This is a genomic window from Conexibacter woesei DSM 14684 (genome assembly GCF_000025265.1).
In the GTDB taxonomy this organism is placed as follows: domain Bacteria; phylum Actinomycetota; class Thermoleophilia; order Solirubrobacterales; family Solirubrobacteraceae; genus Conexibacter; species Conexibacter woesei.
The window spans coordinates 3,713,815-3,736,409 of record NC_013739.1; the positions used below are offsets into that span (position 1 = coordinate 3,713,815).

Sequence of the window (22,595 nt, forward strand, 5' to 3'; positions counted from 1 at the left end):
CGGCTCACCGGCGACGCGCTATCCGGAGATTCTGCGGAGGTCGCGGATCAGCAGCAGATGCTTGAGGTACGTCGCCACGGCGGCGAGGTTCTCCAGCGTCTCGACGGCCTCTCTGCGTCGCTCCGGATTCCGCGACCGCAGCGCCGGGGCGAGGATCTGCTGCAACAGCGCCGACTCGCGGTCGGCGGACGTGCGGAAGACGCGCAGGTTGCGGCCGGCGACGCCGTACCTCGCCAGCTCGGTGACGGCGCGGACGATCTCGCGATCGGTCTCGTCGTAGTAGCGCACGCCGGCGCGCTGCTCGCCGCGGATCACGCCGAAGTCCTCCAGCTCCAGCACGAGCTTCGGATCGGCGCCCGTCTCCTCGACGACGTCGTCGAGCGAGTACGTCGCCCCCGGCCCTCTGACGGCGACCGCCGCGCGGCGCAGGTGGCGCACGTCGGGTCTCGCCGGACCAGGCGCGACGTCGCTGTCGGAGCGCCCGCCGGCAAGCTCCTGGCGGATCACTCTGAGCGGCAGGAACTCGTCGCGCTGGAGCCGCAGGATCGTCCGCAGGCGCTGCACGTCCGACTGCGTGTAGACGCGGTAGCCGCCCTGCGTCCGCCGCGGCGTCAGCAGCTTCTGATCCTCCAGGTAGCGGATCTTGGAGATCGAGATGTCCGGGAACTCCTGCTTCAACGCCTTGCAGACCGCGCCGATCGTCAGCGCCTTCTGGCGCGCAGGCTTGGCCGCCGGCTCCTCGACCGCCGGCGCGGTCGGGTCGGGCCCGTCGGCGGCCGCGGCGGGCTCGACGGGTTGGGGGATCTCGGAGGCAGCCATCGTCATCGTGAGAGATACGCCAGCTTGTACTTGCCCACCTGCAACTCGTCTCCGTCTTCGAGCTGGTGCGACTCGATCCGCGTCCGGTTCACGTACGTGCCGTTGAGCGAGCCGCAGTCGTCGAGGTACCAGTCCGGCCCGCGCCGCACCAGCAGCGCGTGGTCGCGCGAGACGGTCACGTCGTCGAGGAAGATGTCGCTGTCAGGCCGCCGGCCGATCGTCATCCGCTCGCCGTCGATCACGAACGACTCGCCGGTGCGCCCGCCACCGGAGCGGATCACGAGCGCTGCGCCGCGTGCGACGACGTCCTCCAGCTCGACCGGCTCGATCTCGCCGGTCTCGCCGATCCGGTACGTCGCGGTCGTGTCGTTGGCCGCCGGCTCGGAGGTCGCCAGGAACGCACCGCAGCGCTGGCAGTAGTTCGCTCCGACCGCGTTGGCGAAGCCGCATTCGGGACAGTGAAGCGCCACGCGCCGCTCCCGCTACCTAGTTCGGCTCTCCGCCCGGCACGCGGCCGGACAGGATGTCCGTCAGCTTCTCGACGTCGGAGCCCGAGATCACGTCTTCGCCGCCCTCGTGCCTCTTGCGCAGGCGGTTGACCAGCTCCGCCCGCAGGATGTCGATCTTGCCGTGCAGGATGCGCCGCTTGTAGGAGACCTCGATCTCCTCCTCGGTCATCTGCTGGATCAGATCCTTCAGCTCCTGGTCCGTCAGAGAGCCGAGGTCGGGGAAGGTGTCCATCACTTGTGGTGCTCCGTTCCGGTGCGCGCTGGGGCGATCCATCCACTATACCGGCCATCTGACCGGGGCTCAAGCTTAGCTTGAGGGTCAGCTCTCGGCTTCGCGGGCGCGCAGTTGCGCCAAACCGCTGCGGAGGTAGAGCGCCGTCGCCGCCAGCGCGAGCGCCAGGCCGACGTACAGCAGCACCTCACCGAGCGTCTGCAGCCCGCACATCGGGAAGAAGAGGCCGCCCATCACCGGCGCGACGGCGAGCCGTCCCGGCCAGTTGATCGCGAGGTCGATCCCGTGCCGCAGCCCCCACTGCGCGATCCCCAGCATCGCGACCTCGCGCGCGACCAGGAGCGCGAGCGCCCAGCGCGGCAGCAGCTCGAAGTTCCAGCAGACGACCACGCCCGAGATCACCAGCAGGCGATCGGTGATCGGGTCCATCAGCGCGCCCAAGCGCGAGTACTGGCGCGTGACGCGCGCGGCGATCCCGTCGGCGTAGTCGCCCCAGCCGATCACGGCGAAGAGGATCGCCGGCGCCGCCCCGACGCCGTCGTCGCTGGAGAACGCGACGACGAGGAAGACCGGGATCAGCGCGAGCCGCACGAAGCCGATCGCGTTCGGGATCGTCCACGGGTTCAGCGGCGCCCCCGCGACCGTCGCCGGCTGCGGCGGCCCCGAGCGGTCAAGGCCCGAGAGGCGCTTGAACGTCAGCTTCTGGCGCGGCGGCGGCGCATCTCCGCCGCCGTCCTTCGGCGGTTCTACGGGAGTGTCCGCCACAACTCGTGCACCGCCTCGGCGGCCCCCTCCAGCGGCACGCTGCGTCTCTCGCGCCCGCGCCGCAACTGGACCTCCAGCTCGCCGGCGGCGAGCGTGCGCTTGCCGACCGTCACGCGCAGCGGCGCGCCCAGCAGCTCGGCGTCGGCGAACTTCTCGCCGGGGCCGGCGTCGCGATCGTCGTAGAGCACGTCGAGCCCGGTCGCCTTCAGCTCCTCGTACAGCCTGTCGGCGAACGCGCGCTCCTCCGACTCGCCTCTGGAGATCACGACCAGCTCGGCGTCGAACGGCGCGAGCGCGCGCGGCCAGGCGATGCCGGCGTCGTCGGCGTACTGCTCGACCGCCGCGGCGACGATGCGCGCGGGACCGATCCCGTAGCAGCCCATCGTGACGAGCTGCTGCGCGCCGCTCTCGTCGAGGAACGATGCCCCCAGCGCGGACGAGTATCTCGTCCCGAGCTTGAAGATGTTGCCGACCTCGATCGCCTTCTCGATCCGGATCGGGTGGCCGCCGACGGTGTCGCCCGGCTCCACCGCGCGGACGTCGGCACGTTCGAACGGGAAGTCGCGCCCCGGCTCGACGCCCCTCAGGTGGTGGTCGGCGCGGTTTGCGCCGGTCACGTAGCCGCCGTCGCCGACGGCGTCGTCGAGCACGATCGGCGCGTTCGCGCCGACCGGGCCGATGAAGCCGGCGGGACCGATCTTGCGCGCGAACTCGTCTGCGGTCGCCGGCCGCACCTGCGTGCCGAGCGCGTTGCGCAGCTTGACCTCGTTGACGCGGTGGTCGCCGCGCACGAGCACGAGCACGAGCCCTCGGCCCTCCGCGATCACCGGATAGGCCTTCAGCACCGCCCCGGGCGCGACGCCGAGCCGGCGCGCGACGTCGTCGACCGTCGTCAGGCCCGGCGTGTGAACCTCCTCGGGCTGCGACAGCGGCGCCGGCAGCTCGGCCGGCTGCGGGTCGGCGCTGGCAACCTCGAGGTTCGCGGCGTAGCCGGGCGCGAGCGCGACCTCGTCCTCGCCGGCGGCGCACGGCGCCATGTACTCGTGCGCAGCCGTCCCGCCCATCATGCCGACGTCCGACTCGACGCGGTACCACTCCAGCCCGGTCCGCTCGAAGATGCGGTCGTACGCGACGATGTGCTTCGCGTAGCTCTCCTCCAGGCCCGCCTCGTCGCGGTCGAACGAGTATGAGTCCTTCATGCGGAACTCGCGCGTGCGCAGCACCCCGGCGCGCGGGCGCGGCTCGTCGCGCTCCTTGACCTGGATCTGGTAGAGGATCTGCGGCAGGTCGCGATAGGAGCGGACGACCTGCGCGACGTGCGTCGTGACGATCTCCTCGTGCGTCATCGCCAGCACCATCTCGGTGCCCTTGCGGTCCTCGAGCTTGAAGATCTCGTCGATCTCGATGCGCCCGGTGCGACGCCACGGCTCGGCCGGGTTCAGCAGCGGCATCAGCATCTCCTGGCCGCCGATCGCGTCCATCTCCTCGCGGATGATCTGCTCGACGCGGCGGTGGACCCGCCAGCCCGCCGGCAGGTACGTCCACAGGCCGGCGCCGAGCTGACGGATCAGCCCCGCGCGGACCATCAGCTGGTGCGAGATCGCCTCGGCGTCGGCCGGGGCCTGCTTCTCGGTCGGGAGGAGGTAGGAGCTGAGACGGGTCATGGGCGCGGAAGCCTACCTGCCGGCGACCCCGCGCCCGTGCCCCACGGCCTTCCTAGCGGAAGTAGCGCTTGTACTTCTGCAGTGCTCTGTACGCCGGTCGCGGCGCACCGGCCGCGTCGAGCACACCCGAGTCCCAGCGGTTGGTCGTCGACGCAGCGAACCAGTGATAGAGGTAGACGCGGTCTATCTTGGCGCGGTAGCGGCCCGCCTGCTTGAAGACCGCGTCGATCGCACGCGCCTGCCGCGCGAGATCGGGACGGAACGTCTGCCGCGCGTTCTGCGGCTGGAAGCGGAAGAGGCCGCCGGTCTCGGTCAGCCAGATCTTGCCGGGCACGAGCCGCGCGAGCTTGCGAACGCTGCTGTTGGCGTCCTTCACGAAGCGGTTCGTGTCGGTGTAGTTGTGCATCCCCCAGAGGCGCGGGGTCGGGACGCGGCGGCGTCTGAACTCGGCCAGCAGGCTTCTCGTGTACGGGACCATGTTCGGCAGGTCCTGGATGTCGGCGCCGAGGACGGTGCAGCCGCGGCAGTTCTTGCGCACGACGTCGTAGTAGGTGACGACGGCGTCCGGTCTGTAGACCGTCGGCTGCGTGAGGCTGTTGACCTCGTTCCACGGCTGGATGATCCGCACGTACGGGTAGCGCTTGCGGAACGCCTTGAACGCCTTGCCGTAGCGGGCGGAGCTGACCGGTCTGCAGCCGCGCTTGCCGTTGAGGTTCGGGCATGCCATCCCCGAAGGCGGGTTGAACGCGACGACGATCTCCTGGCCGGCGCGCCGCGCGGCGCGCATCCACGCGTCGACGTCGGCGCGCTGGTCGCGGTGCAGGACCGAGTCGTAGGGCGTGATCAGTCGCGTGCGCTTGGAGCCGAGCGCCTGCAGGTGCTCGTTCTCGAACAGCGCCGGGTTCTGGTCGCCGACGCCGACCACGAAGGCGCTGCTCGACGCCGGGGCGAGCAGCGCGACGGCGAGGAGCACGCCTGCCAGAGCGGCAGGCAGCGTACGACGAGGCTTCACGTCAGTGGGTCCTTTCGGGGGAAGGAGCCTCCGCGCCGCTGGTCGTCGGCGGGGAGCCGGGGGATCGTTGGACTGTAGCGGGGAGATCCGCTGTCTTCGGGGATTAACCCGCGTGCGGGCCCGACGTTGCGCTGGCCTCGCGCAAGAGCGCCGCGACGCCATCGGGATCGTCGCTCATCGGCAGGTGCCCGCAGCGGTCGAGCGCCACGTGGCGAGCGTGCGGCAGCGCCTGCCTGGCGCGTCTGGACTGCGTCGCGTAGACCAGCAGGCGGTCGCGCGTGCCCCAGCCGACGGTGACGGGGACGCCGTCGAGCGCGGCGCCGTTCGTGAACCGGTACTTGCGCAGCTGCGCCAGCGTCCCGCTCCAGCCGGGCGCGGCGGCGAGCTGCGCGATGTCCTGGCGCGCGGCCTCGGCGTCGACAGCCGCCGGGCGGCCGAACATGTGGCTCAGCATCAACGTGCGCCCCGCGGCCGAGCCGACGCCGCGCTTCAGCACACCGCCCGCGCGCGCGGAGAGGAAGTGCGTCTGCTTCAGCACCACCTGGCCGTAGGCGTTCTCCAGCGGGCTCCAGAAGCCGATCGGCGACAGCGCGGTCGCGCTGGCGACGCTGCCGCGCCGCGCCAGCTCCAGCGCGATCCCGCCGCCCATCGAGTTGCCGGCGACGTGCGGCCGGTCGAGCCCCGCGTCGGCGAAGAACCGCTCGACGGCGTCGACGTAGGCGTCGATCGAGGGCGTCGTCTCCGCTGGCAGCGGAGACGACTCGCCGAAGCCCGGCAGGTCGATCGCGATCGTCTCGCGGTCGGCCGCGAGCTGCTGCACGACGGGGTCCCACGCCCCTCGGCGAGCGCCGATGCCGTGGATCAGGACGAGCGGCGGACCAGCGCCGCGACGGTCGTGGACGAGCATGCGCGCGAGGCTACCCGACCGCACCCGCTCCGCGCGCGGGTTCTGGCTGGCCGGCCAGCCGGACGGCTATGACCGCGTGAAGCGGCGGCCGGCCGTCGGTGACGCGGCCTCGTCCAACCGCGCCTTCGCGGCGACGACGTCGAGCAGTCTGCCCGACATCTCGTCCAGCTCGTTGGAGTCGACCGCGTCGGCGGCGGCCTTCTCCAGCGCGGCGAGCCGCTCCGGGGTCATCTCGCCCGCGTTCTCGTCCTCGATCGCCTGCAGCCACGCCGCGCCCTCGGCCGCTTCGCGGTCGTCGACGTCGATCTGCTTGCCGCCCGAGACGTAGTTGTCGATCTCGGCGAAGAGCGTGTCGACCAGCTGCTCCTGCGGGACCTTGCGCAGCGCTCTGCCGCGGCTGAAGATCAGGCCCTCGTTCTTGGCGCCGGTGATGCCGAAGTCGGCGTGCGACGCCTCGCCGATGCCGTTGACCGCGCAGCCGAGCACGGCGACCTCGATCGGGTCCTCGTAGGACTCCAGCCGCTTCTCGATGTCCGCGACGACGGTGTCCATGTCGAACTGGAGGCGGCCGCAGGTCGGACAGGCGATCAGGACCGGGCCGCGCTCGCGCAGCTGGAGCGCCTTGAGGATCTCCCAGGCGACCTTGACCTCTTCCTCCGCGTGGAACGTGGACAAAGAGATGCGGATCGTGTCGCCGATGTCGTCGGCGAGCAGCGTGCCGAGCCCGACGGAGGACTTCAGCGAGCCCGACCACTTCGTGCCCGCCTCGGTGATGCCGAGATGGAGCGGGTACGGGATCCGCTCTGACAGCAGGCGGTTCGACGCGATCGTGTTCGGCACGTTCGTCGACTTGATCGAGACCTTGAACTGGTCGAACTTCAGCGACTCCATCAGCTCGACGAACTCAACCGCCGCGGTCACCAGCGCCTCGACGGAGTTCTCGCGCTCGAGCGCGTGCAAGTGTCTCGGCAGCGAGCCGGAGTTGACGCCGATGCGGATCGGGACGCCGGCCGCTCTCGCCTTCTCGGCGACGAGCGCGACCTTGTCCGGCCCGCCGATGTTGCCCGGGTTCAGCCGGATGCAGTGCGCGCCGGCGTCGATCGCCTTCAGCGCGAGCGTGTAGTTGAAGTGGATGTCCGCGATGATCGGGATCGGGGACTCTCTGACGATCGTCTTCAGCGCCTCGACGTCGTCGTCGCGCGGGACCGCGCAGCGGACGATGTCGGCGCCGGCTTCGGCGACACGGTGGATCTGGGCCATCGTCGCGGCCAGATCGGCGGTCTCGGTCTTCGTCATCGTCTGCACCGCGACGGGCGCGCCGCCGCCGATCGGCACCCCGCCGACGTGGATCTGCCGCTTCGAAGCCATGGCCTGGAGTGTAGAGAGGCCCGCGCTACGCCACCCGTCACTCATCGCGACGGCGATGTTTGGACATCGGGAGGGAGATGGAAACGCGCGCGTATTCGAGACTGCCGCCCGAGGTACGTCAGCGACTACGACAAGGAGCGGCATGGGCAGACTGGGATCTACCAGGATCTTGGCGATCATCGTGGCGGCGATCGTGGCGGCGCTCGCGATCACGGGATGCGGCAGCAGCAGCGACGAGTCGAGCGCCGACACGGGCACGTCGGCGAGCAGCAGCGCGCCGGGCGTCGACGGCGACACGATCAGAGTGGGCGTGCTCCACTCGCTGTCGGGCACGATGGCGATCAGCGAGGTGTCCGTGAAGGACGCGGAGCTGCTTGCGATCGAGGAGATCAACGCCGCCGGCGGCGTGATGGGCAAGAGAGTCGTGCCGGTGATCGAGGACGGCGCGTCCGACTGGCCGACGTTCGCGGAGAAGGCGCAGAAGCTGATCTCCGAGGACAGAGTCGCCGCCACCTTCGGCGGCTGGACCTCGGCGAGCCGCAAGGCGATGCTGCCGGTCTTCGAGCGCAACAGAGCGCTGCTCTACTACCCCGTCCAGTACGAGGGCCTGGAGCAGTCGCCGTACATCTTCTACTCGGGCGCGACGACCAACCAGCAGATCATCCCGGGCCTCGAGTACCTCAAGGAGCAGGGCGCGAGATCGCTCTTCCTCGTCGGTTCCGACTACGTCTTCCCGCGCACCGCCAACAAGGAGATCAAGGCCTGGGCTGAGGCCAACGACGTCGAGATCCTCGGCGAGGAGTACACGCCGCTCGGCCACACCGAGTACGGCACGCTGATCACCAAGCTGCAGGAGGCGAGACCGGACGCCGTCTTCAACACGCTCAACGGCGACTCCAACGTCGCCTTCTTCAAGCAGCTCAAGGGCGCCGGCGTGAGCGCCAGAGAGATGCCCGTGATGTCGGTCTCGGTCGCCGAGGAGGAGGTCCGCGGGATCGGGCCGGAGAACGTCGCCGGCCACCCGGTCGCGTGGAACTACTACCAGACGACCGACACACCGGCGAACAGAAGATTCGTCAAGGCGTACAGAGCGAAGTACGGCGCCGACCGCGTCACCGCAGACCCGATCGAGGCCGGCTACGTGCAGGTGTATCTGTGGGCGAGAGCGGTCGAGGCAGCGAGATCGACCGACCCAGAGGCCGTCAAAGAAGCGTCGAAGGGCCTCACGTTCGACGCGCCCGAGGGCAGAGTCACCGTCCACGACTCCAACCAGCACATCTACAAGACCGCCCGCATCGGCATCGTCGAGCCGGACGGCCAGATCAGAGAGGTGTGGGACTCCGGCAGACCGGTGGAGCCGGACCCCTACCTCAGAGGCTACGACTGGGCCGAGGGCCTCTAGGAAGGTCTGGGACTCGCCGTGGACGTGTTCCTCTCACAGCTCTTCATCGGGCTGAGCGTGGCGTCGGTGCTGCTGCTGGTGGCGCTGGGGCTGACGTTCACGTTCGGCCAGATGAACGTCATCAACATGGCCCACGGCGAGTTCGTGATGGCCGGCGCGTACACCGCGTACGTGCTGCAGACGTCGGTCTTCACGGGCGCGGTGACGCTGGCCTTCGGGCTGGCGTTGCCGCTCGCGTTCCTCGTCGGCGGTGTGCTCGGGCTGATCCTCGAGTTCACGCTGATCAGACGGCTGCACGGGCGGCCGCTCGACACGCTGCTCGTCACCTGGGGCGTCTCGCTGATGCTCCAGCAGCTGGCGCGCGACATCTTCGGCGCGCCCAACGTGCAGGTGAAGGCGCCCTCCTTCCTGGAGGGCGGCGTCACCGTCGCGGGCGTCTCGATGCCGTACACGCGGCTCTTCATCATCGGCCTCGTGCTGGTCGCGCTCGTCGCGATCTGGTTCTACCTGTCGAAGCTGCCGGCAGGCCGACGGATGCGAGCGGTCGTGCAGAACCGCGACCTCGCGTCGGCGTCCGGCGTGCGCACACCGCGCGTCGACCGCCTCACGTTCTTCATCGGCTCCGGCCTCGCGGGCGTCGCGGGCGTCGCCGTGACGCTGCTCGGATCGATCGGCCCGACGCTCGGCACGAGCTACATCATCGACGCGTTCCTCGTCGTGATCGTCGGCGGCCTCGGCCAGCTGCGCGGCGCGATCGCCGCCGCTGTCGCGCTCGGGGTCGCGAACGCCTATCTGGAGTACTGGACCGACGCGTCGCTGGCGAAGGCCGCCGTCTTCGCGCTGATCGTCGTCTTCCTCCAGTTCCGCCCGCAGGGGCTCGTCGTGACGCGGCGCCGGGGGCTGGCATGAGCGCCTGGGCTGCGCGGATCTTCCCGCCCGGCACGCAGCGCGCCGGCTTCCTGATCCGCTTCACGCTCGCGGCCGCGGCGCTGCTGCTGGTCGCGCCCGCGCTGCTGTCGGACTTCCGCCTGTCGCTGCTGGCGAAGTACCTCTGCTTCGCGATCATCGCCGTCGGGATCGGGCTCGCCTGGGGCCAGGGCGGGATGCTCGTGCTCGGCCAGGGGCTGTTCTTCGGCCTCGGCGGCTACGCGATGGGGATGCACATGAAGCTCGCGGAGGCCGGCCCCGGTCAGCTGCCGGACTTCATGACCTGGAGCGGCGTGACGGAGCTGCCGTGGCTGTGGGAGCCGTTCCGCAGCTCGTGGGTCGCGATCGCGGCCTGCGTGCTGGTGCCGATGGCGGTCGCGGCGCTGCTCGGCACGCTGATCTTCCGCCAGCGGGTCCGCGGCGCCTACTTCGCGATCCTCTCGCAGGCGATGGCGGCCGCGTTCGTGATCGTGCTCGTCGGCCAGCAGGGCACGACCGGCGGCACCAACGGCCTGACGAACTTCACGAGATTCTTCGGCCTCGACCTGACGAACCCGGCCGACAAGCGGACGCTCTACCTGCTCGTGGCCGTCGTCTTCCTCGTCGTCTTCGTGCTCGCGCGCCAGGTCTCGCGCAGCCGCTACGGCAAGGTGCTGGTGGCGGTGCGCGACGCGGAGGACCGCGTCCGCTTCCTCGGCTACGACCCCACGCGCGTGAAGGTGATCGCCTACGTCGCGGCGGCCGGCATGGCCGGACTCGCGGGCGCGCTGTTCGTGCCGGTCGTCGGGATCATGTCCCCCGCCCTGCTCGGGATCGTCCCGTCGATCGAGATGGTGATCTGGGTCGCGCTCGGCGGGCGCACGGTGCTCGCGTGGGCCGCGGCTGGCGCGATCCTCGTCAGCTGGGCGAGAACGGACCTGTCGGAGCGCTTTCCGTCCGGCTGGCTCTACCTCCAGGGCGCGCTCTTCATCGTCGTGATCGCGTTCGCCCCGAAGGGCCTGGCAGGCGTCTCGGAGGCGCTGCAGGAGCGGGCGCGAAGACTGCGGTCGCGACGGGCGCCGCAGCCCGTCGCCGAGAGAGAGCTGGAGGTCGTGCGATGAGCGACATGCTGCTGGAGGTCCGCGGGCTGAAGGTCGTCTTCGACGGCTTCCACGCGATCGACGGGCTCGACCTGACCGTCGAACGCGACGAGATCCGCTTCCTGATCGGTCCCAACGGCGCCGGCAAGACGACGCTGGTCGACGCGATCACGGGGCTCGTGAAGCCCGCGGCCGGCTCGATCCGCTTCGAGGGCGCCGAGCTGGTGCGGCGGCGCGAGCACCAGATCGTGCGCCGCGGTGTCGGCCGCACGTTCCAGACGCCGACCGTCTTCGAGCAGCTGACGGTGCTCGACAACGTCGACGTCGCGGCGAGCTTCCGGATGCGCTTCGGCTCGCTCCTGCGCCAGCGGCGCGGGACCTCGCCGGGCGTGCTCGACGCGCTCCGCGCAGTCGGCCTCGACGAGCTGGCGGACGCGAACGCCGGCGTGCTGTCGCACGGTCAGCGGCAGTGGCTGGAGGTCGCGATGGTGCTCGTGCAGGGGCCGCGGCTGCTGCTGCTCGACGAGCCGGTCGCCGGCATGACCGGCGACGAGCGCACGCGCACCGGCGAGCTGATCGAGCGGATCGCCGCCGAGGGCACGACGGTGCTCGTGATCGAGCACGACATGGACTTCGTCCGCCGCTTCGCGACGCGCGTGACGGTGATGCACGAGGGACGGATCCTGACCGAGGGGACGGTGGGCGAGGTGCAGCAGGACGAGACGGTGCGCGAGGTCTACCTCGGACGCCCGCGCGACGCGCGCGGCGCGGGCGCGGAGGCGGTCGCATGAGCGCGCCGGCGATCGCTCCCGCCACGGTCGTGGACGGCGCCGTGCGCGACGACGACCTGCTGCGGATCGAGGCGGTCGACGGCGGCCACGGCTCGACCGCGGTCCTGTTCGGCGTCTCGCTCGGCGTGCCGCGCAACGGGCTCTGCTGCCTGATGGGCCGCAACGGCGTCGGCAAGTCGACGCTGATGTCGACGATCGTCGGGCTGCTGCGCGCCCGCCGCGGGCGGATCGTGCTCGACGGCGAGGACGTCACGAAGCTGAAGCCGTACGAGCGCGCGCGGGCGGGGATCGCGTTCGTGCCGCAGGGCCGCGACTGCTTCCCGCAGCTGACGGTGATGGAGAACCTGCGCGTCGTACAGGAGGCGCGGCGCGACCTCGACCGCGGCGCGATCGATGAGGCGCTCGACCTCTTCCCGCGGCTTCGCGGGCTGCTCGACCGCCCGGCCGGCTTCCTCTCCGGCGGGCAGATGCAGCAGCTCGCGATCGCCCGCGCGCTCGTGACGCGGCCGAAGCTGCTGCTGCTGGACGAGCCCACAGAGGGGATCCAGCCGTCGATCATCCTGGAGATCGAGGACGCGATCGCCCAGCTCAAGCGCAGCGCCGGGCTGTCGATCCTGCTGGTCGAGCAGTACGTCGACTTCGCGCTGCGGCTGGCGGAGCGCTACGCGGTGATGGACGCCGGCCGCGTGATCGACGCGGGCGAGACGGCGGCGCTGGAGGACGGCCACGTGCGCCGGCTGCTCGCCGTATGAAGCTGCCTCCGTCCGACGTCGAGAAGCTGCTGCTGTCGGTCGCCGGGATGGTCGCGCGCGATCGTCGTGCTCGCGGCGTCCGGCTCAACCACCCGGAGGCGGTCGCCTTGCTGGCGACGTGGGTGATCGAGCGCGCCCGCGACGGCGACGCGACCGTCGAGCAGCTGATGGCCGACGGCCGCCACGTGCTCGCGCCCGAGGAGCTGATGGACGGCGTCGCCGAGCTGCTCGACGAGGTCCAGGTCGAGGCGACGTTCCCCGACGGCCGCAAGCTCGTGACGCTCCATCAGCCGGTCGCGTCCACCGCCACGTCCGGCTCGCTCCCGCCGGGGGCCGTCGTCGTCGGCTCCGAGCCGGTCCCGCTCGCGCCCGGCCGCGAGCGCCGCACGCTCGACGTCATCAACGACGGCGACCGCCCGGTCCAGGTCGGCTCGCACTTCCACTTCGCCGACGCGAACGGGGCGCTGCGCTTCGACCGCGACGCCGCGCGCGGCTTCCGCCTCGACGTGCCGGCCGGCACGTCGGTCCGCTTCGAGCCAGGGCTCGCGTGCACGGTCACGCTCGTCGCACTCGCGGGCGCGCGCCACGTGGCCGGGCTCCAGCTGCGCGAGGTGGCGTCGTGACGAGCGTCGAGCGCGAGCGCTACGCGCAGCTCTACGGCCCGACCGTCGGCGACCGCGTCCGGCTCGCCGACACCGACCTCTGGGTCACACCCGAGGAGGACTTCTGCCGCGGCGGCGACGAGGCCGTCTTCGGCGGCGGCAAGACGATCCGCGAGTCGATGGCGCAGGGCTCCACGACGTGCGCCGACGGCGCCCCGGACCTCGTCATCACGAACGTGCTCGTGCTCGACCACTGGGGCGTCGTGAAGGCCGACGTCGGGATCCGCGACGGGCGGATCTCCGCACTCGGGAAGGCCGGCAACCCGGACGTGATGGACGGCGTCCACCCCGCGCTGCGGATCGGCCCGTCGACCGACGTGATCGCGGGCGAGGGTCGGATCCTCACCGCCGGCGGCGTCGACTGCCACGTCCACTTCATCACCCCGTCGATCGTGACCGAGGCGGTCGCCGCCGGGATCACGACGCTGATCGGCGGCGGCACCGGCCCGACCGAGGGCACCCGCGCGACGACGTGCACCCCGAGCGCCGACGCGCTCGCGCTGATGCACCGCGCGCTCGACGAGCTGCCCGTCAACGTGCTGCTGCTCGGCAAGGGCAACACGGTCAGCGCCGCGGGTCTGGAGGAGCAGGTGCTCGGCGGCGCGGGCGGGATGAAGCTGCACGAGGACTGGGGCTCGACGCCGGCCGCGATCGACGCCTGCCTGACGGCGGCCGAGCGCTGGGGGATCCAGGTCGCGATCCACACCGACACGCTCAACGAGGCCGGCTTCCTCGAGTCGACGGTCGCGGCGATCGGCGGCCGCACGATCCACACGTTCCACACCGAGGGTGCAGGCGGCGGCCACGCGCCCGACATCATCGCGATCGCCGCGCATCCGAACGTCCTGCCGTCCTCGACCAACCCGACGCGCCCGCACACGGTCAACACGGTCGCCGAGCACCAGGACATGCTGATCGTCTGCCACCACCTCAACCCGCGCGTGCCGGAGGATCTCGCGTTCGCGGAGTCGCGCATCCGCGCCACGACGATCGCCGCGGAGGACCTGCTGCACGACCTCGGCGCGATCTCGATCATCGGCTCCGACGCGCAGGCGATGGGCCGCGTCGGCGAGACGATCGTGCGGACGTGGCAGACCGCGCACGTCGGCAAGGCGCGCTGGGGCGTCCTGGCCGGCGACGGCGGCGCCTTGGGAGCCGACAACGCCCGCGCGCGCCGCTACGTAGCGAAGTACACGATCTGCCCCGCGGTCGCGCACGGGATCGATCACGAGGTCGGCTCCGTCGAGCCCGGCAAGCTGGCCGACCTCGTGCTGTGGGACCCAGCGTTCTTCGCGATCCGGCCGCGGCTGGTGATCAAGGGCGGCGCGGTCGCGTGGGCGCCGATCGGCGATGCGAACGCGTCGATCCCGACGCCGCAGCCGATCCTGTCGCGGCCGATGTTCGGCGCCTCCCCCAGCGCCGCTGGGAGCCGATCGCTCTCCTTCGTCGCGCCGGCTGCGATGGAGGACGGACTGGCAGAGCGCCTCGGCCTGCGTCGCCGCCTCGTCGCGGTGACCGACACGCGCGGGCTGTCGAAGGCCGACATGCCGGGCAACGACGCCCTGCCCACGATCGAGGTGGACTCCGAGACGTTCGTCGTGACGGTCGACGGTGCGGCGGTCGAACAGGCCCCGGCGGGGCTGTTGCCGCTCGCCCAGCGCTACGCGATGTTCTGATGTCGACTTCGGTCCTGTCCCTCCTGCTCGCCGACAGCCGCACCCCGTTGGGTGGCTACGCCCACTCCGGCGGGCTCGAAGCCGCCGTGGAGTCCGGCCTCGGCGCGGGCGACGTCCAAGCCTTCGCCGCCGCCCGCCTCGCCACCGTCGCCCGGGTCGACGCCGCGTTCGCGGCCGCCGCATGCGACGTGCGTCAATCTGCACCCCCTGTAGGGGTGCAAACTGCCCCACCTCCCGTCACCGCGCTGCTGACGCTCGACGACGAGCTGGCCGCGCGGACCGCGTCGGCGCCGCTGCGGGCGGCGGCGCGGCAGCTCGGGCGGGCGCTGCTGCGAGTCGGGCAGCGGCTGCGGCCCGACGACCCGACCCTCTCGGCCTACCTGCGGGAGAGCGGCTGGACGCCGCGGCCCGTCGCGTTCGGCGTGCTCGCCGGTGCCACCGGCCTGGCACCCGTCGAGGCCGCCCGGCTCGTCCTCTACGAGGACGTCGCCGGCGTCGCCGCGGCGGCGGTGAAGCTGCTGCCGCTCGACGCCGCCGACGCGACCGCCTGGGTGGCGGAGCTGGCGCCGCGAATCGCGACGCTTGCGGAGAGCGTGGCCGCAGGACGCCCGCCCGCGCACTCCCTCGATGCCAACCGGCTGCCGCCAGCCCCGCCAGCGCCGCACGAGCGGAGCGCACGCGAACCACAGTGGCTCCCCGCCACCTCCACCCCCTTTCTCGATCTCCGCTCACTCGACCACGACCGCTCCGACGGGAGGCTCTTTGTCACCTGACCCCGAAACCACCGCCACGGGCCGCGCGCTGCGGATCGGCATCGGCGGGCCGGTCGGCACCGGCAAGTCGTCGCTGATCGCCGCGCTCTGCCGGCGCCTCGGCACCGAGCTGCGGCTCGGCGTCGTGACGAACGACATCTACACGACCGAGGACGCGATCTTCCTGCGCGGCCAGGGCGTGCTGGCACCCGAGCGGATCGTCGCGGTGCAGACCGGCTGCTGCCCGCACACCGCGATCCGCGACGACGTCTCCGCCAACCTGCAGGCGGTCGAGGACCTCGAACGCGCACACGGCCCGCTCGACGTCGTGCTCGTCGAGTCCGGCGGCGACAACCTCACCGCGTGCTTCAGTCCCGCGCTCGCCGACACGCAGATCTTCGTGCTCGACGTCGCCGGCGGCGACGACGTCCCGCGCAAGGGCGGACCGGGGGTCGCGCGCTCGGACCTGCTCGTCATCAACAAGGTCGATCTCGCCCCGCACGTCGGCGCGTCGGTCGAGACGATGCTGAGGGATTCGGCCGAGCGACGGGACGGCCGCCCGACGGTGGCGGTCAGCCTGCGCGACCCGGCCGGCGTCGCCGAGGTCGCGGCGTGGGCGCTCGACCAGCTCGCGGTGTGGCGGGCCGGAGCGCTCGTGAGCGAGGATCCCGGCCCGCCCGCGCCGCACGGCCCGCACGGTCACACCCACGACCATGCCCACGCCCACTGAAGAGAGCGCCGCACCGCACGCCACCACCCTCGTCCACGCTGAGCGGCATGGCGGACGCACCGTCCTGACGATGCTGCGCGCCGCGGCTCCGTGGGCGCCGCGGCCGCTGCGCGACGCCCCCGGCGGCGCCGCCTGCGTCGCGCTCGTGCAGACCGCCGCGACGCTCCTCGCCGGTGACGACGCGCGGATCGAGCTGGTGCTCGGCGAGCGCGCCGCACTCGACGTGCTGGAGACCGGTGCGACTGTCGCGCACCACGTCCGTGGTGGAGCGCCCGCGCGGCTCAGCGTCGCCGTCACGCTCGCCGCGGGCGCGCGGCTGCGCTGGCTCGCCCGCCCGCTCGTGCTCGCGCACGGGTCCGCCGTCGAGCGCGACACGCGCGTGGTGCTCGCCGCCGGCGCGCAGGCGCTGCTGCGCGAGACCGTCGTGCTGGGCCGCAGCGACGAGGCGCCCGGCGCGCTGCGCAGCCGCTTCCGCGCCACGCACGACGGCCGCCCGCTGCTGCACGAGCAGCTCGACACGGCCGACCTCGCGACGCTCCGCTCGCCGGTCGTCGCAGGCGACGCGGCCGTGCTCGACGCGATCGTGCTGCTCGGCGCGCGCGGCGCGGACGTGCCGGGCTCGACCCAGCTCGCCGGGCCGGGGACGAGCTGGCGCGCCCTGCACCCGCGCGGCGCCGACCCCGAGCCGGCCGCCGCGCGCGTCCTCAGCGCCTGGTCCTCCGACGCCTAGTGCCCGGCGTACATCTGCTCGATCTCGGCCTGGTACTTGTCGGAGATCGGCCGGCGCTTGAGCTTCATCGTCGGCGTCAGCTCGTCGCCGCCGGGCAGCCAGTCGCCGCGGACGATCGTGAACCGCTTTATCTGCTCGACGCGTGACAGCCGCTCGTTGGCGGCGTCGACGCCGGCCTGGACCGCCGCCTGCACGGCCAGCTCCCCGGCCAGCGCGGCGAGGTCGCCGCTCTCAGCCGCTGCCAGCCCCTGCTGTCTCGCCCACGCCGGCGCGAAGTCGGAGTCGAGCACGACGAGCGCCGTGTTGTACGGGCGCGCGTCACCGATCACGCACGCCTGGCCGATCAGCGGCGAGGAGGTCTTCAGCGTCGCCTCGATGTTCGCGGGCGACATGTTCTTGCCGGCGGAGCTGATGATCAGCTCCTTCTTGCGGTCGACGATCTTGACGTAGCCGTCGGCGTCTATCTCCGCGACGTCGCCGGTCCGCAGCCAGCCGTCGCCGTCGAGCACCTCGGCCGTCAGGTCGGGCCGGTTGCGGTACCCGCGCATCACGCACGAGCCGCGCATCAGCAGCTCGCCGTCCTCGGCGAGTCTCACCTCGACGCCCGGGGCGGCTGGGCCGACGGTGCCAATCCGCACCGCGCCGGGGCGGTTGACGGTCCCTGCGCCGCACGTCTCCGACATCCCCCACAGCTCGGCCAGCTCGATCCCGAGCGCGTGGAAGAACTCGATCACCTCCGGCGGCGTCGGCGCCGCGCCGACGTTGACCGTGACGACCTGGTCGAGGCCGAGCATCGCGCGCAGGCCGGAGAAGACCGCCTCGTCGGCGGCGGCGACGGCGGCCTCCAGCTCGGCCGGCACCTCGGCACCCTGCTGGCGCAGTCGCACCCGCTGCTTGGCCGCCTCCAGCGCTGCCTCGACTCTGGCGCGCTGCTCCTCCGGCTGTGCGGAGAGCATCGCCTCCAGCCCCGCCTTCAGCTTCTCCCAGATGCGCGGGACGGCGAAGAACCAGTTCGGTCTGACCTGCGGCAGCGTCGCGACGATCGCTCTCGGGTCGGGCGAGGTCGTGATCGTCGCGGCGTAGACGACCGGAATGTAGTGGTGCGCGGCGCGCTCGGCGATGTGCGCGGCCGGCAGCCATGAGATCACGCGCGCGCCAGGATCCAGCTGGATCACCTCCTGCACGCAGCGGACCGCGCCGAAGATGCTGTGGTGCGACAGCTCGACGCCCTTCGGCGGGCCGGTCGTGCCGGACGTGTAGATCAGCGTCGCGACGTCGCCGGGCTCGACCGCGGCGAGCGCCGCGTCGACGTCGAACGACGGGTCGGAGCCCTCGACGTCGGCGAGCGCCAGCAGCCCCTCTCCCGCGTCTGCCGTGCCGTCGACGACGATCACGTGCGCCAGCAGCGGCAGCTCTCTGCGCGCCTCCAGCAGCCGCCCGAGGAACGCCTGCTCGACGACCGCCACGCGCGCCTCCGCGTCGGCGACGACGTAGCGGATCTGCTCCGGCGAGGAGGTCAGATAGATCGAGAACGGCGCCGCGCCGAGCGTCACGACCGCGAGGTCGGCGAGGTGGAACTCGGGGCGGTTGGAGAGCATCAGCGCGACGTTGTCGCCGCGCCCGACGCCGAGCCGGGCGAGGCCGCCGGCGAGCGCGTCGACGCGGGCGCGCAGCTCCGACCACGTCAGCGAGAGCGCGTCGTCGAGCGTGCGGACGGCTACGAGGTCGGGATGGGCGGCCGCGGTGCGACGCAGGGCCTCCCCGAGCGTCGCTGCATCGACCGCCTGCGGCGTCGCGGCCGGGATCGTGCTGCCTTCCATCGTTCGCCCTCCTCCGGTGACGTTGACAGCGCCGGGGCTGCGAAGACGCTACCTGAGCCGCACCCCCGCGCGAGCCGCACGCGTCAGGTCAGCGACTGACTTCGCCGAGCGTGCCGTCGCTGATGCGGCCGATGTCGTTGGAGAGCCCTATGAAGAAGAGCATGATCACGAGCACGAAGCCGACCGCGCCCGCCTTCTCCATCACCGAGAACGGCACCGGCCGCCCGCCGCGCACCTTCTCGACGACCGCCCAGAAGATGTGACCGCCGTCGAGCGGCAGGAACGGGAAGAGGTTGATGATCGCGAGCGACAGCGAGATCAGCGCGAGGATCCCGAGCGCGCGTGTGGTGCTGAACTCGAATCCCTGCCGCAGCGTCTCGGATGTGCCGACGACGCCGCTCAGCTGCTCGCGCTCTCTCTCCTGGAAGATCTTGCTGAAGGTGGTGACCGTCAGTCTGGTCACGTCCCACATGTTCGTGACGCTGAGATCGGCCGCCTGCGCGGGATTGACGTCCGCGCTGCCGTAGCCGTAGCTGAAGCCGAGGCGCGTGCGCTCGATCCCTCTCGCGCCGTCGTAGCGCGGCGTGATCTCGAACGTCCGCAGTCTGCCGTCGCGCTCGACGACGACCGTCGCGGCCGTCTGCGCCTCGCAGCCGTCGACCTGCACGCCGGCGCATCTGTGCGTCGCGACCTGTCTCGCGATCGCGGCCGGGTCGCCTCTGACGCCGTCGACGCTGACGATTCTGTCGTCGGGCTGGAGGTACTGCGCGGCCGGCGGGCCGAGCCCCTCGGGAGAGACGACGTAGTCGTTGGTGACGCGGCCGTTGGCGAGCAGCAGCGCCCAGATGATCAGGAACGCGACGACGATGTTGACCGCGGGGCCGGCAGAGATGACGACGATCCGCTTCCACACCGGCATCCGGTAGTACGCGCGGTGGGCGATCTCCTCCGGGATCTCCTCCGTCGGGTTCATGCCCGTGATGCGGACGTAGCCGCCCGCCGGGATCCAGCCGACCGCGTACTCGGTCTCGCCCTTCTGGACCTTCGCGAGCGGGCGGCCGAAGAACAGCGAGAACTTCTCGACGCGCATGCCGACGGCCTTCGCGGCGGTGAAGTGACCCAGCTCGTGCAGCACGATCAGCGCACAGAAGCCGAGGAAGGCGAGCAGGATCGGGATCATGCCGCGGCCCGCTCCTCGACCAGCTCGCGCGCCGCGTCGCGCGCCGCGCGGTCGGCGCGGTAGAGCGTCTCGAACGCGTGGATCTGCCCGGTCGGGACCGTGTCCAGCGCGTGCTGGATCACCTCGGCGATCTCGAGGAAGCGCAGCCTGCCGGCGAGGAACGCGTGGACGGCGATCTCGTTCGCCGCGTTCAGCACGCACGGCGCGGTGCCGCCGGCCTCGCCGACCTCGCGCGCGAGCCGCAGGCAGGCGAACGTGTCGGTGTCGACCGGCTCGAACGTGAGCGAGCCGACGGCGGCGAGGTCGAGCGCTCTGAGCGGCACCTCGGCGCGCTCCGGATAGTGGAGCCCGTAGGAGATCGGCACGCGCATGTCGGGGTAGCCGAGGTGCGCGAGCGTCGAGCCGTCGCACAGCTGGACGGCGGAGTGGACGATCGACTGGGGGTGGACGACGACGTCGAGCTGGCTGTACGGCGTGCCGAACAGGTGGTGGGCCTCGATCAGCTCCAGGCCCTTGTTCATCAGCGTCGCGGAGTCGATCGTGATCTTGCCGCCCATCGCCCACGTCGGATGCGCGAGCGCCTGCTCGACGGTCACGTCGCGCAGCTCATCGGCGGTTCTGCCGCGGAACGGGCCGCCGGACGCCGTCAGGACGATCTTGTCGACGGTCCCGCGGTCCTCACCGGCGAGCAGCTGGTGGATCGCGGAGTGCTCGGAGTCGACCGGGACGATCTGTGCGCCGGTCGCCTCTGCGAGCTGGTTGACCAGCTCGCCGCCGACGACGAGCGACTCCTTGTTCGCGAGCGCGAGGTCGATCCCCTCGCCGAGCGTCGCGACGGTCGGCCCGAGGCCGGCGGAGCCGACGAGCGCGTTGAGGACGAGGTCGGCCTCGGACTCGACGACGAGCCGCACGAGCCCTTCGGGCCCGCTCAGCACCTCCCCGTCGGTCCACGCCTCGCCCGCCCGCGCGCCCGCGTCAGGGTCCGCGAGCCCGATCCGGTCGACGCCGAAGTCGCGCGCCTGCCGCACCAGCGTCTCCCACGAGGTCTGGGCGGAGAGGCCGACGAGTTCGAGGTCTTCGGAGCGCGCGACGATGTCGAGCGCCTGCGTTCCGATCGACCCGGTCGAGCCGAGGATGAGCAGGCGGCGGGGCATGCCGTGGATTGTAGGTGTCCGGCTTTTCGGAGAGCTAAGCGAAGCCCTCTAGCGCCGCAGCGTCAACGCCCTCCGCGTCTCGCCGGCCCCTTCGCTGCGCACGATCGCCGTCGTGCGGACCGCTCTCCCGCGCCGCAGCGTTCTCGCCGCGCGCGGACCGAGCGTCATCCGCACCGCCGCAGCGCTCTGCCCCTCGACGACGTACGGCGTCGGCGAGGTCGCACCGACGAGGCGGACCTTGCCGAGACAGAAACGTCCGCGTTCGGCGTCGCACGCGAGCTGGAGCACTACCGTACGGCCCGTCCGCGCGAGGACCCGCCGGACCGACCCGACCGGCTTCCGGGCCGCTGCGATCTCCGACGGGACGATGCGTGTGACCATGCGGCCTTGGTCACCTGCGGTGTTCCACAGGGATGTCCAGATGGCACCGTCCCCTCCGAGGGCGATTCCGTTGCCCTGCGAGCTGTGTGCCGGGATCGCGGCGATGGCAGCCGCGGGCACCTCGCTCTCGGTGCCGGGCGGGACGCCGCCGGCGACGAGCGAGAGGTACTCGCTCGGAAGGCTCGGACCCGACCAGAGCGTACCGCCGAGGAACCAAGGAGCACCGTCGCGCGCGAGCGCGACGGCGAACACGTCCGGCGCGCCGGGCACGGTGATGTCCGTCGTGCGACCGTCAGGCGCGGTGCGGCGCAGCCCTCTCGTCGTGGTCTCCCACAGCGTCCCATCCGATCCGAAGGCAGGCGTTCCCGCGGTCTCGGAGAGACGCACCTTCCCCGTCGCTGTGACCCGCCCGGAGATCTGCGGCTCTCCCGGTTGCGCGGCATCCGCGAACGCCAGTCCCCCACGCGGGTCGGCGGCGAGCTGCGTGGACCGTCCCCACAGGTTCATTTCCTCGGGCACAGCTACCCGCCACTCTCGCACGCGCCCGTTGGCGTCGACGCGCGCGGCCCGCTTCTGCGCGAGGTTGACCAGCCAGGCCGCTCCGTCGGGTCCCACGATCATTCCGGAGTTGCCCTCGGCGCTCTCGCTGCAGCCGACCCCGCGCAACTGGAAGCGCGTCAGCTTGCCGCTCGGCAGTCGCCGGTAGATCGCGTCCTTGCATGCACGCGCGAACCACACGGTGCCGTCTGCTTCGAGCGCGAAGCCGAACGCGCCGCGCGCCGCCTCGGGAAGCGACGTCAGCTTCAGCGACGAGCCCATCGCGTCCGTACGCGCGAGCGCGATGTAGTCGGCACTCCACGGGTTGCGGCGATCCATCGCCACGACCCCGGCCATCCCACCGCCGGCCATCGGCCGCAAGCCGGCACGAACCGTGCTGAGTCTACGTCCCGCCGCAACCTCCGAGAGCCGGCCCGAATCCGCGTAGCGAGCGATGGACAGCCGCTCGTCGGCCGTCTCTTGTTCGAACGCCCAGACCGCCGCACCGGGTCCGGTAGCGAGAGTCTCGTACCGCTTGCCGGCCTCGAAGCTCGACACTGTGGGAGGCCTGACGTCCGCCGCTGCCGTCCCGCACAGCGCGACGGAGAAGGCGGTGGCGACGGCGGCGGCCGCCGCTGCTCGCCGCCGGTGCGGACGTCGCGTCGCAGCACGCACGGGCATCCAGCCACGCCGGATCGTCTGAATCATCGAGAGGTCCCTTCGTCCTTCCGTGGTCACATGCAGAG

At 71.7% G+C, this 22,595-nt stretch carries 22 protein-coding genes; 10 read left to right on the top strand and 12 right to left on the bottom strand.

Annotation, left to right across the window (positions count from 1 at the left end; all coding sequences use genetic code 11):
- Positions 1-18: 18 nt before the first annotated feature.
- The 8 genes from ftsR to ispG all read right to left on the bottom strand — a co-directional run bounded on the left by ftsR (position 19) and on the right by ispG (position 7,276).
- A complete protein-coding gene (ftsR, locus tag CWOE_RS17435) occupies positions 19-819 on the bottom strand; it encodes a transcriptional regulator FtsR (protein WP_148261057.1) in 801 nt (266 codons plus the stop codon).
- Between the two features lie 2 nt (positions 820-821).
- Entirely contained in the window at positions 822-1,289 is a 468-nt protein-coding gene (locus CWOE_RS17440; protein ID WP_012934960.1) for an FHA domain-containing protein, read from the bottom strand.
- A 16-nt stretch (positions 1,290-1,305) separates the two neighbouring features.
- On the bottom strand, positions 1,306-1,560 hold the full coding sequence (locus CWOE_RS17445; protein WP_012934961.1) for an RsiG family protein: 255 nt from the start codon (positions 1,558-1,560) through the stop codon (positions 1,306-1,308).
- A gap of 87 nt (positions 1,561-1,647) precedes the next feature.
- Entirely contained in the window at positions 1,648-2,325 is a 678-nt protein-coding gene (locus CWOE_RS17450) for a CDP-alcohol phosphatidyltransferase family protein (RefSeq protein WP_012934962.1), read from the bottom strand.
- Positions 2,307-3,989 carry a proline--tRNA ligase gene (locus tag CWOE_RS17455; RefSeq protein WP_012934963.1) on the bottom strand — a complete coding sequence of 561 codons (1,683 nt, stop codon included), beginning with the start codon at positions 3,987-3,989 and terminating at the stop codon, positions 2,307-2,309. Before CWOE_RS17455 ends, CWOE_RS17450 begins: the two co-directional genes overlap by 19 nt.
- 52 nt (positions 3,990-4,041) lie before the next feature.
- Positions 4,042-5,001, bottom strand: a complete 960-nt coding sequence (locus CWOE_RS17460) for a hypothetical protein (protein ID WP_012934964.1) — start codon at positions 4,999-5,001, stop codon at positions 4,042-4,044.
- Positions 5,002-5,104: 103 nt separating this feature from the next.
- Positions 5,105-5,908 carry an alpha/beta fold hydrolase gene (locus tag CWOE_RS17465; RefSeq protein ID WP_012934965.1) on the bottom strand — a complete coding sequence of 268 codons (804 nt, stop codon included), beginning with the start codon at positions 5,906-5,908 and terminating at the stop codon, positions 5,105-5,107.
- A 66-nt stretch (positions 5,909-5,974) separates the two neighbouring features.
- Complete coding sequence (gene ispG, locus CWOE_RS17470) at positions 5,975-7,276, bottom strand: flavodoxin-dependent (E)-4-hydroxy-3-methylbut-2-enyl-diphosphate synthase (protein WP_012934966.1); 1,302 nt, start codon at positions 7,274-7,276, stop codon at positions 5,975-5,977.
- A gap of 142 nt (positions 7,277-7,418) precedes the next feature.
- Here ispG and urtA point away from each other — a divergent pair, with 142 nt between their 5' ends.
- The 10 genes from urtA to CWOE_RS17520 are packed head-to-tail and all read left to right on the top strand — an operon-like array spanning position 7,419 to position 16,777.
- Positions 7,419-8,678: an urea ABC transporter substrate-binding protein gene (urtA, locus tag CWOE_RS17475; RefSeq protein WP_012934967.1), complete on the top strand. Its 1,260-nt coding sequence runs from the start codon at positions 7,419-7,421 to the stop codon at positions 8,676-8,678.
- Between the two features lie 18 nt (positions 8,679-8,696).
- A complete protein-coding gene (gene urtB, locus CWOE_RS17480) occupies positions 8,697-9,587 on the top strand; it encodes an urea ABC transporter permease subunit UrtB (protein WP_012934968.1) in 891 nt (296 codons plus the stop codon).
- On the top strand, positions 9,584-10,705 hold the full coding sequence (gene urtC / locus CWOE_RS17485) for an urea ABC transporter permease subunit UrtC (RefSeq protein WP_012934969.1): 1,122 nt from the start codon (positions 9,584-9,586) through the stop codon (positions 10,703-10,705). Before urtB ends, urtC begins: the two co-directional genes overlap by 4 nt.
- Complete coding sequence (gene urtD / locus CWOE_RS17490) at positions 10,702-11,475, top strand: urea ABC transporter ATP-binding protein UrtD (protein WP_012934970.1); 774 nt, start codon at positions 10,702-10,704, stop codon at positions 11,473-11,475. Before urtC ends, urtD begins: the two co-directional genes overlap by 4 nt.
- The gene (urtE, locus tag CWOE_RS17495; protein WP_012934971.1) at positions 11,472-12,227 is read left to right on the top strand and encodes an urea ABC transporter ATP-binding subunit UrtE; all 756 of its coding nucleotides are present in this window, start codon (positions 11,472-11,474) and stop codon (positions 12,225-12,227) included. Before urtD ends, urtE begins: the two co-directional genes overlap by 4 nt.
- Positions 12,224-12,850, top strand: a complete 627-nt coding sequence (locus CWOE_RS17500; RefSeq protein WP_012934972.1) for an urease subunit gamma — start codon at positions 12,224-12,226, stop codon at positions 12,848-12,850. Before urtE ends, CWOE_RS17500 begins: the two co-directional genes overlap by 4 nt.
- Positions 12,847-14,565: an urease subunit alpha gene (locus CWOE_RS17505; protein ID WP_012934973.1), complete on the top strand. Its 1,719-nt coding sequence runs from the start codon at positions 12,847-12,849 to the stop codon at positions 14,563-14,565. The genes CWOE_RS17500 and CWOE_RS17505 overlap by 4 nt, the downstream gene beginning before the upstream one ends.
- The gene (locus tag CWOE_RS34150) at positions 14,565-15,338 is read left to right on the top strand and encodes an urease accessory protein UreF (protein ID WP_012934974.1); all 774 of its coding nucleotides are present in this window, start codon (positions 14,565-14,567) and stop codon (positions 15,336-15,338) included. The genes CWOE_RS17505 and CWOE_RS34150 overlap by 1 nt, the downstream gene beginning before the upstream one ends.
- A complete protein-coding gene (gene ureG, locus CWOE_RS17515; protein ID WP_012934975.1) occupies positions 15,328-16,047 on the top strand; it encodes an urease accessory protein UreG in 720 nt (239 codons plus the stop codon). The genes CWOE_RS34150 and ureG overlap by 11 nt, the downstream gene beginning before the upstream one ends.
- Positions 16,031-16,777, top strand: coding sequence for an urease accessory protein UreD (locus tag CWOE_RS17520; RefSeq protein ID WP_012934976.1), 747 nt, complete (start codon positions 16,031-16,033; stop codon positions 16,775-16,777). Before ureG ends, CWOE_RS17520 begins: the two co-directional genes overlap by 17 nt.
- Here the strand turns inward: CWOE_RS17520 and CWOE_RS17525 are convergent.
- The 4 genes from CWOE_RS17525 to CWOE_RS17540 form a co-directional block, all read right to left on the bottom strand.
- Entirely contained in the window at positions 16,774-18,597 is a 1,824-nt protein-coding gene (locus tag CWOE_RS17525; RefSeq protein ID WP_012934977.1) for an AMP-dependent synthetase/ligase, read from the bottom strand. The two genes, CWOE_RS17520 and CWOE_RS17525, sit on opposite strands and share 4 nt — an antisense overlap.
- Positions 18,598-18,685: 88 nt before the next feature.
- Positions 18,686-19,777 (bottom strand): M50 family metallopeptidase, encoded by a 1,092-nt coding sequence (locus CWOE_RS17530; RefSeq protein ID WP_012934978.1) that lies wholly within the window; start codon positions 19,775-19,777, stop codon positions 18,686-18,688.
- Positions 19,774-20,931 carry a 1-deoxy-D-xylulose-5-phosphate reductoisomerase gene (dxr, locus tag CWOE_RS17535; protein WP_012934979.1) on the bottom strand — a complete coding sequence of 386 codons (1,158 nt, stop codon included), beginning with the start codon at positions 20,929-20,931 and terminating at the stop codon, positions 19,774-19,776. Before dxr ends, CWOE_RS17530 begins: the two co-directional genes overlap by 4 nt.
- Before the next feature lie 48 nt (positions 20,932-20,979).
- Positions 20,980-22,557 (bottom strand): NHL repeat-containing protein, encoded by a 1,578-nt coding sequence (locus CWOE_RS17540; protein ID WP_148261059.1) that lies wholly within the window; start codon positions 22,555-22,557, stop codon positions 20,980-20,982.
- Positions 22,558-22,595 lie beyond the last annotated feature (38 nt).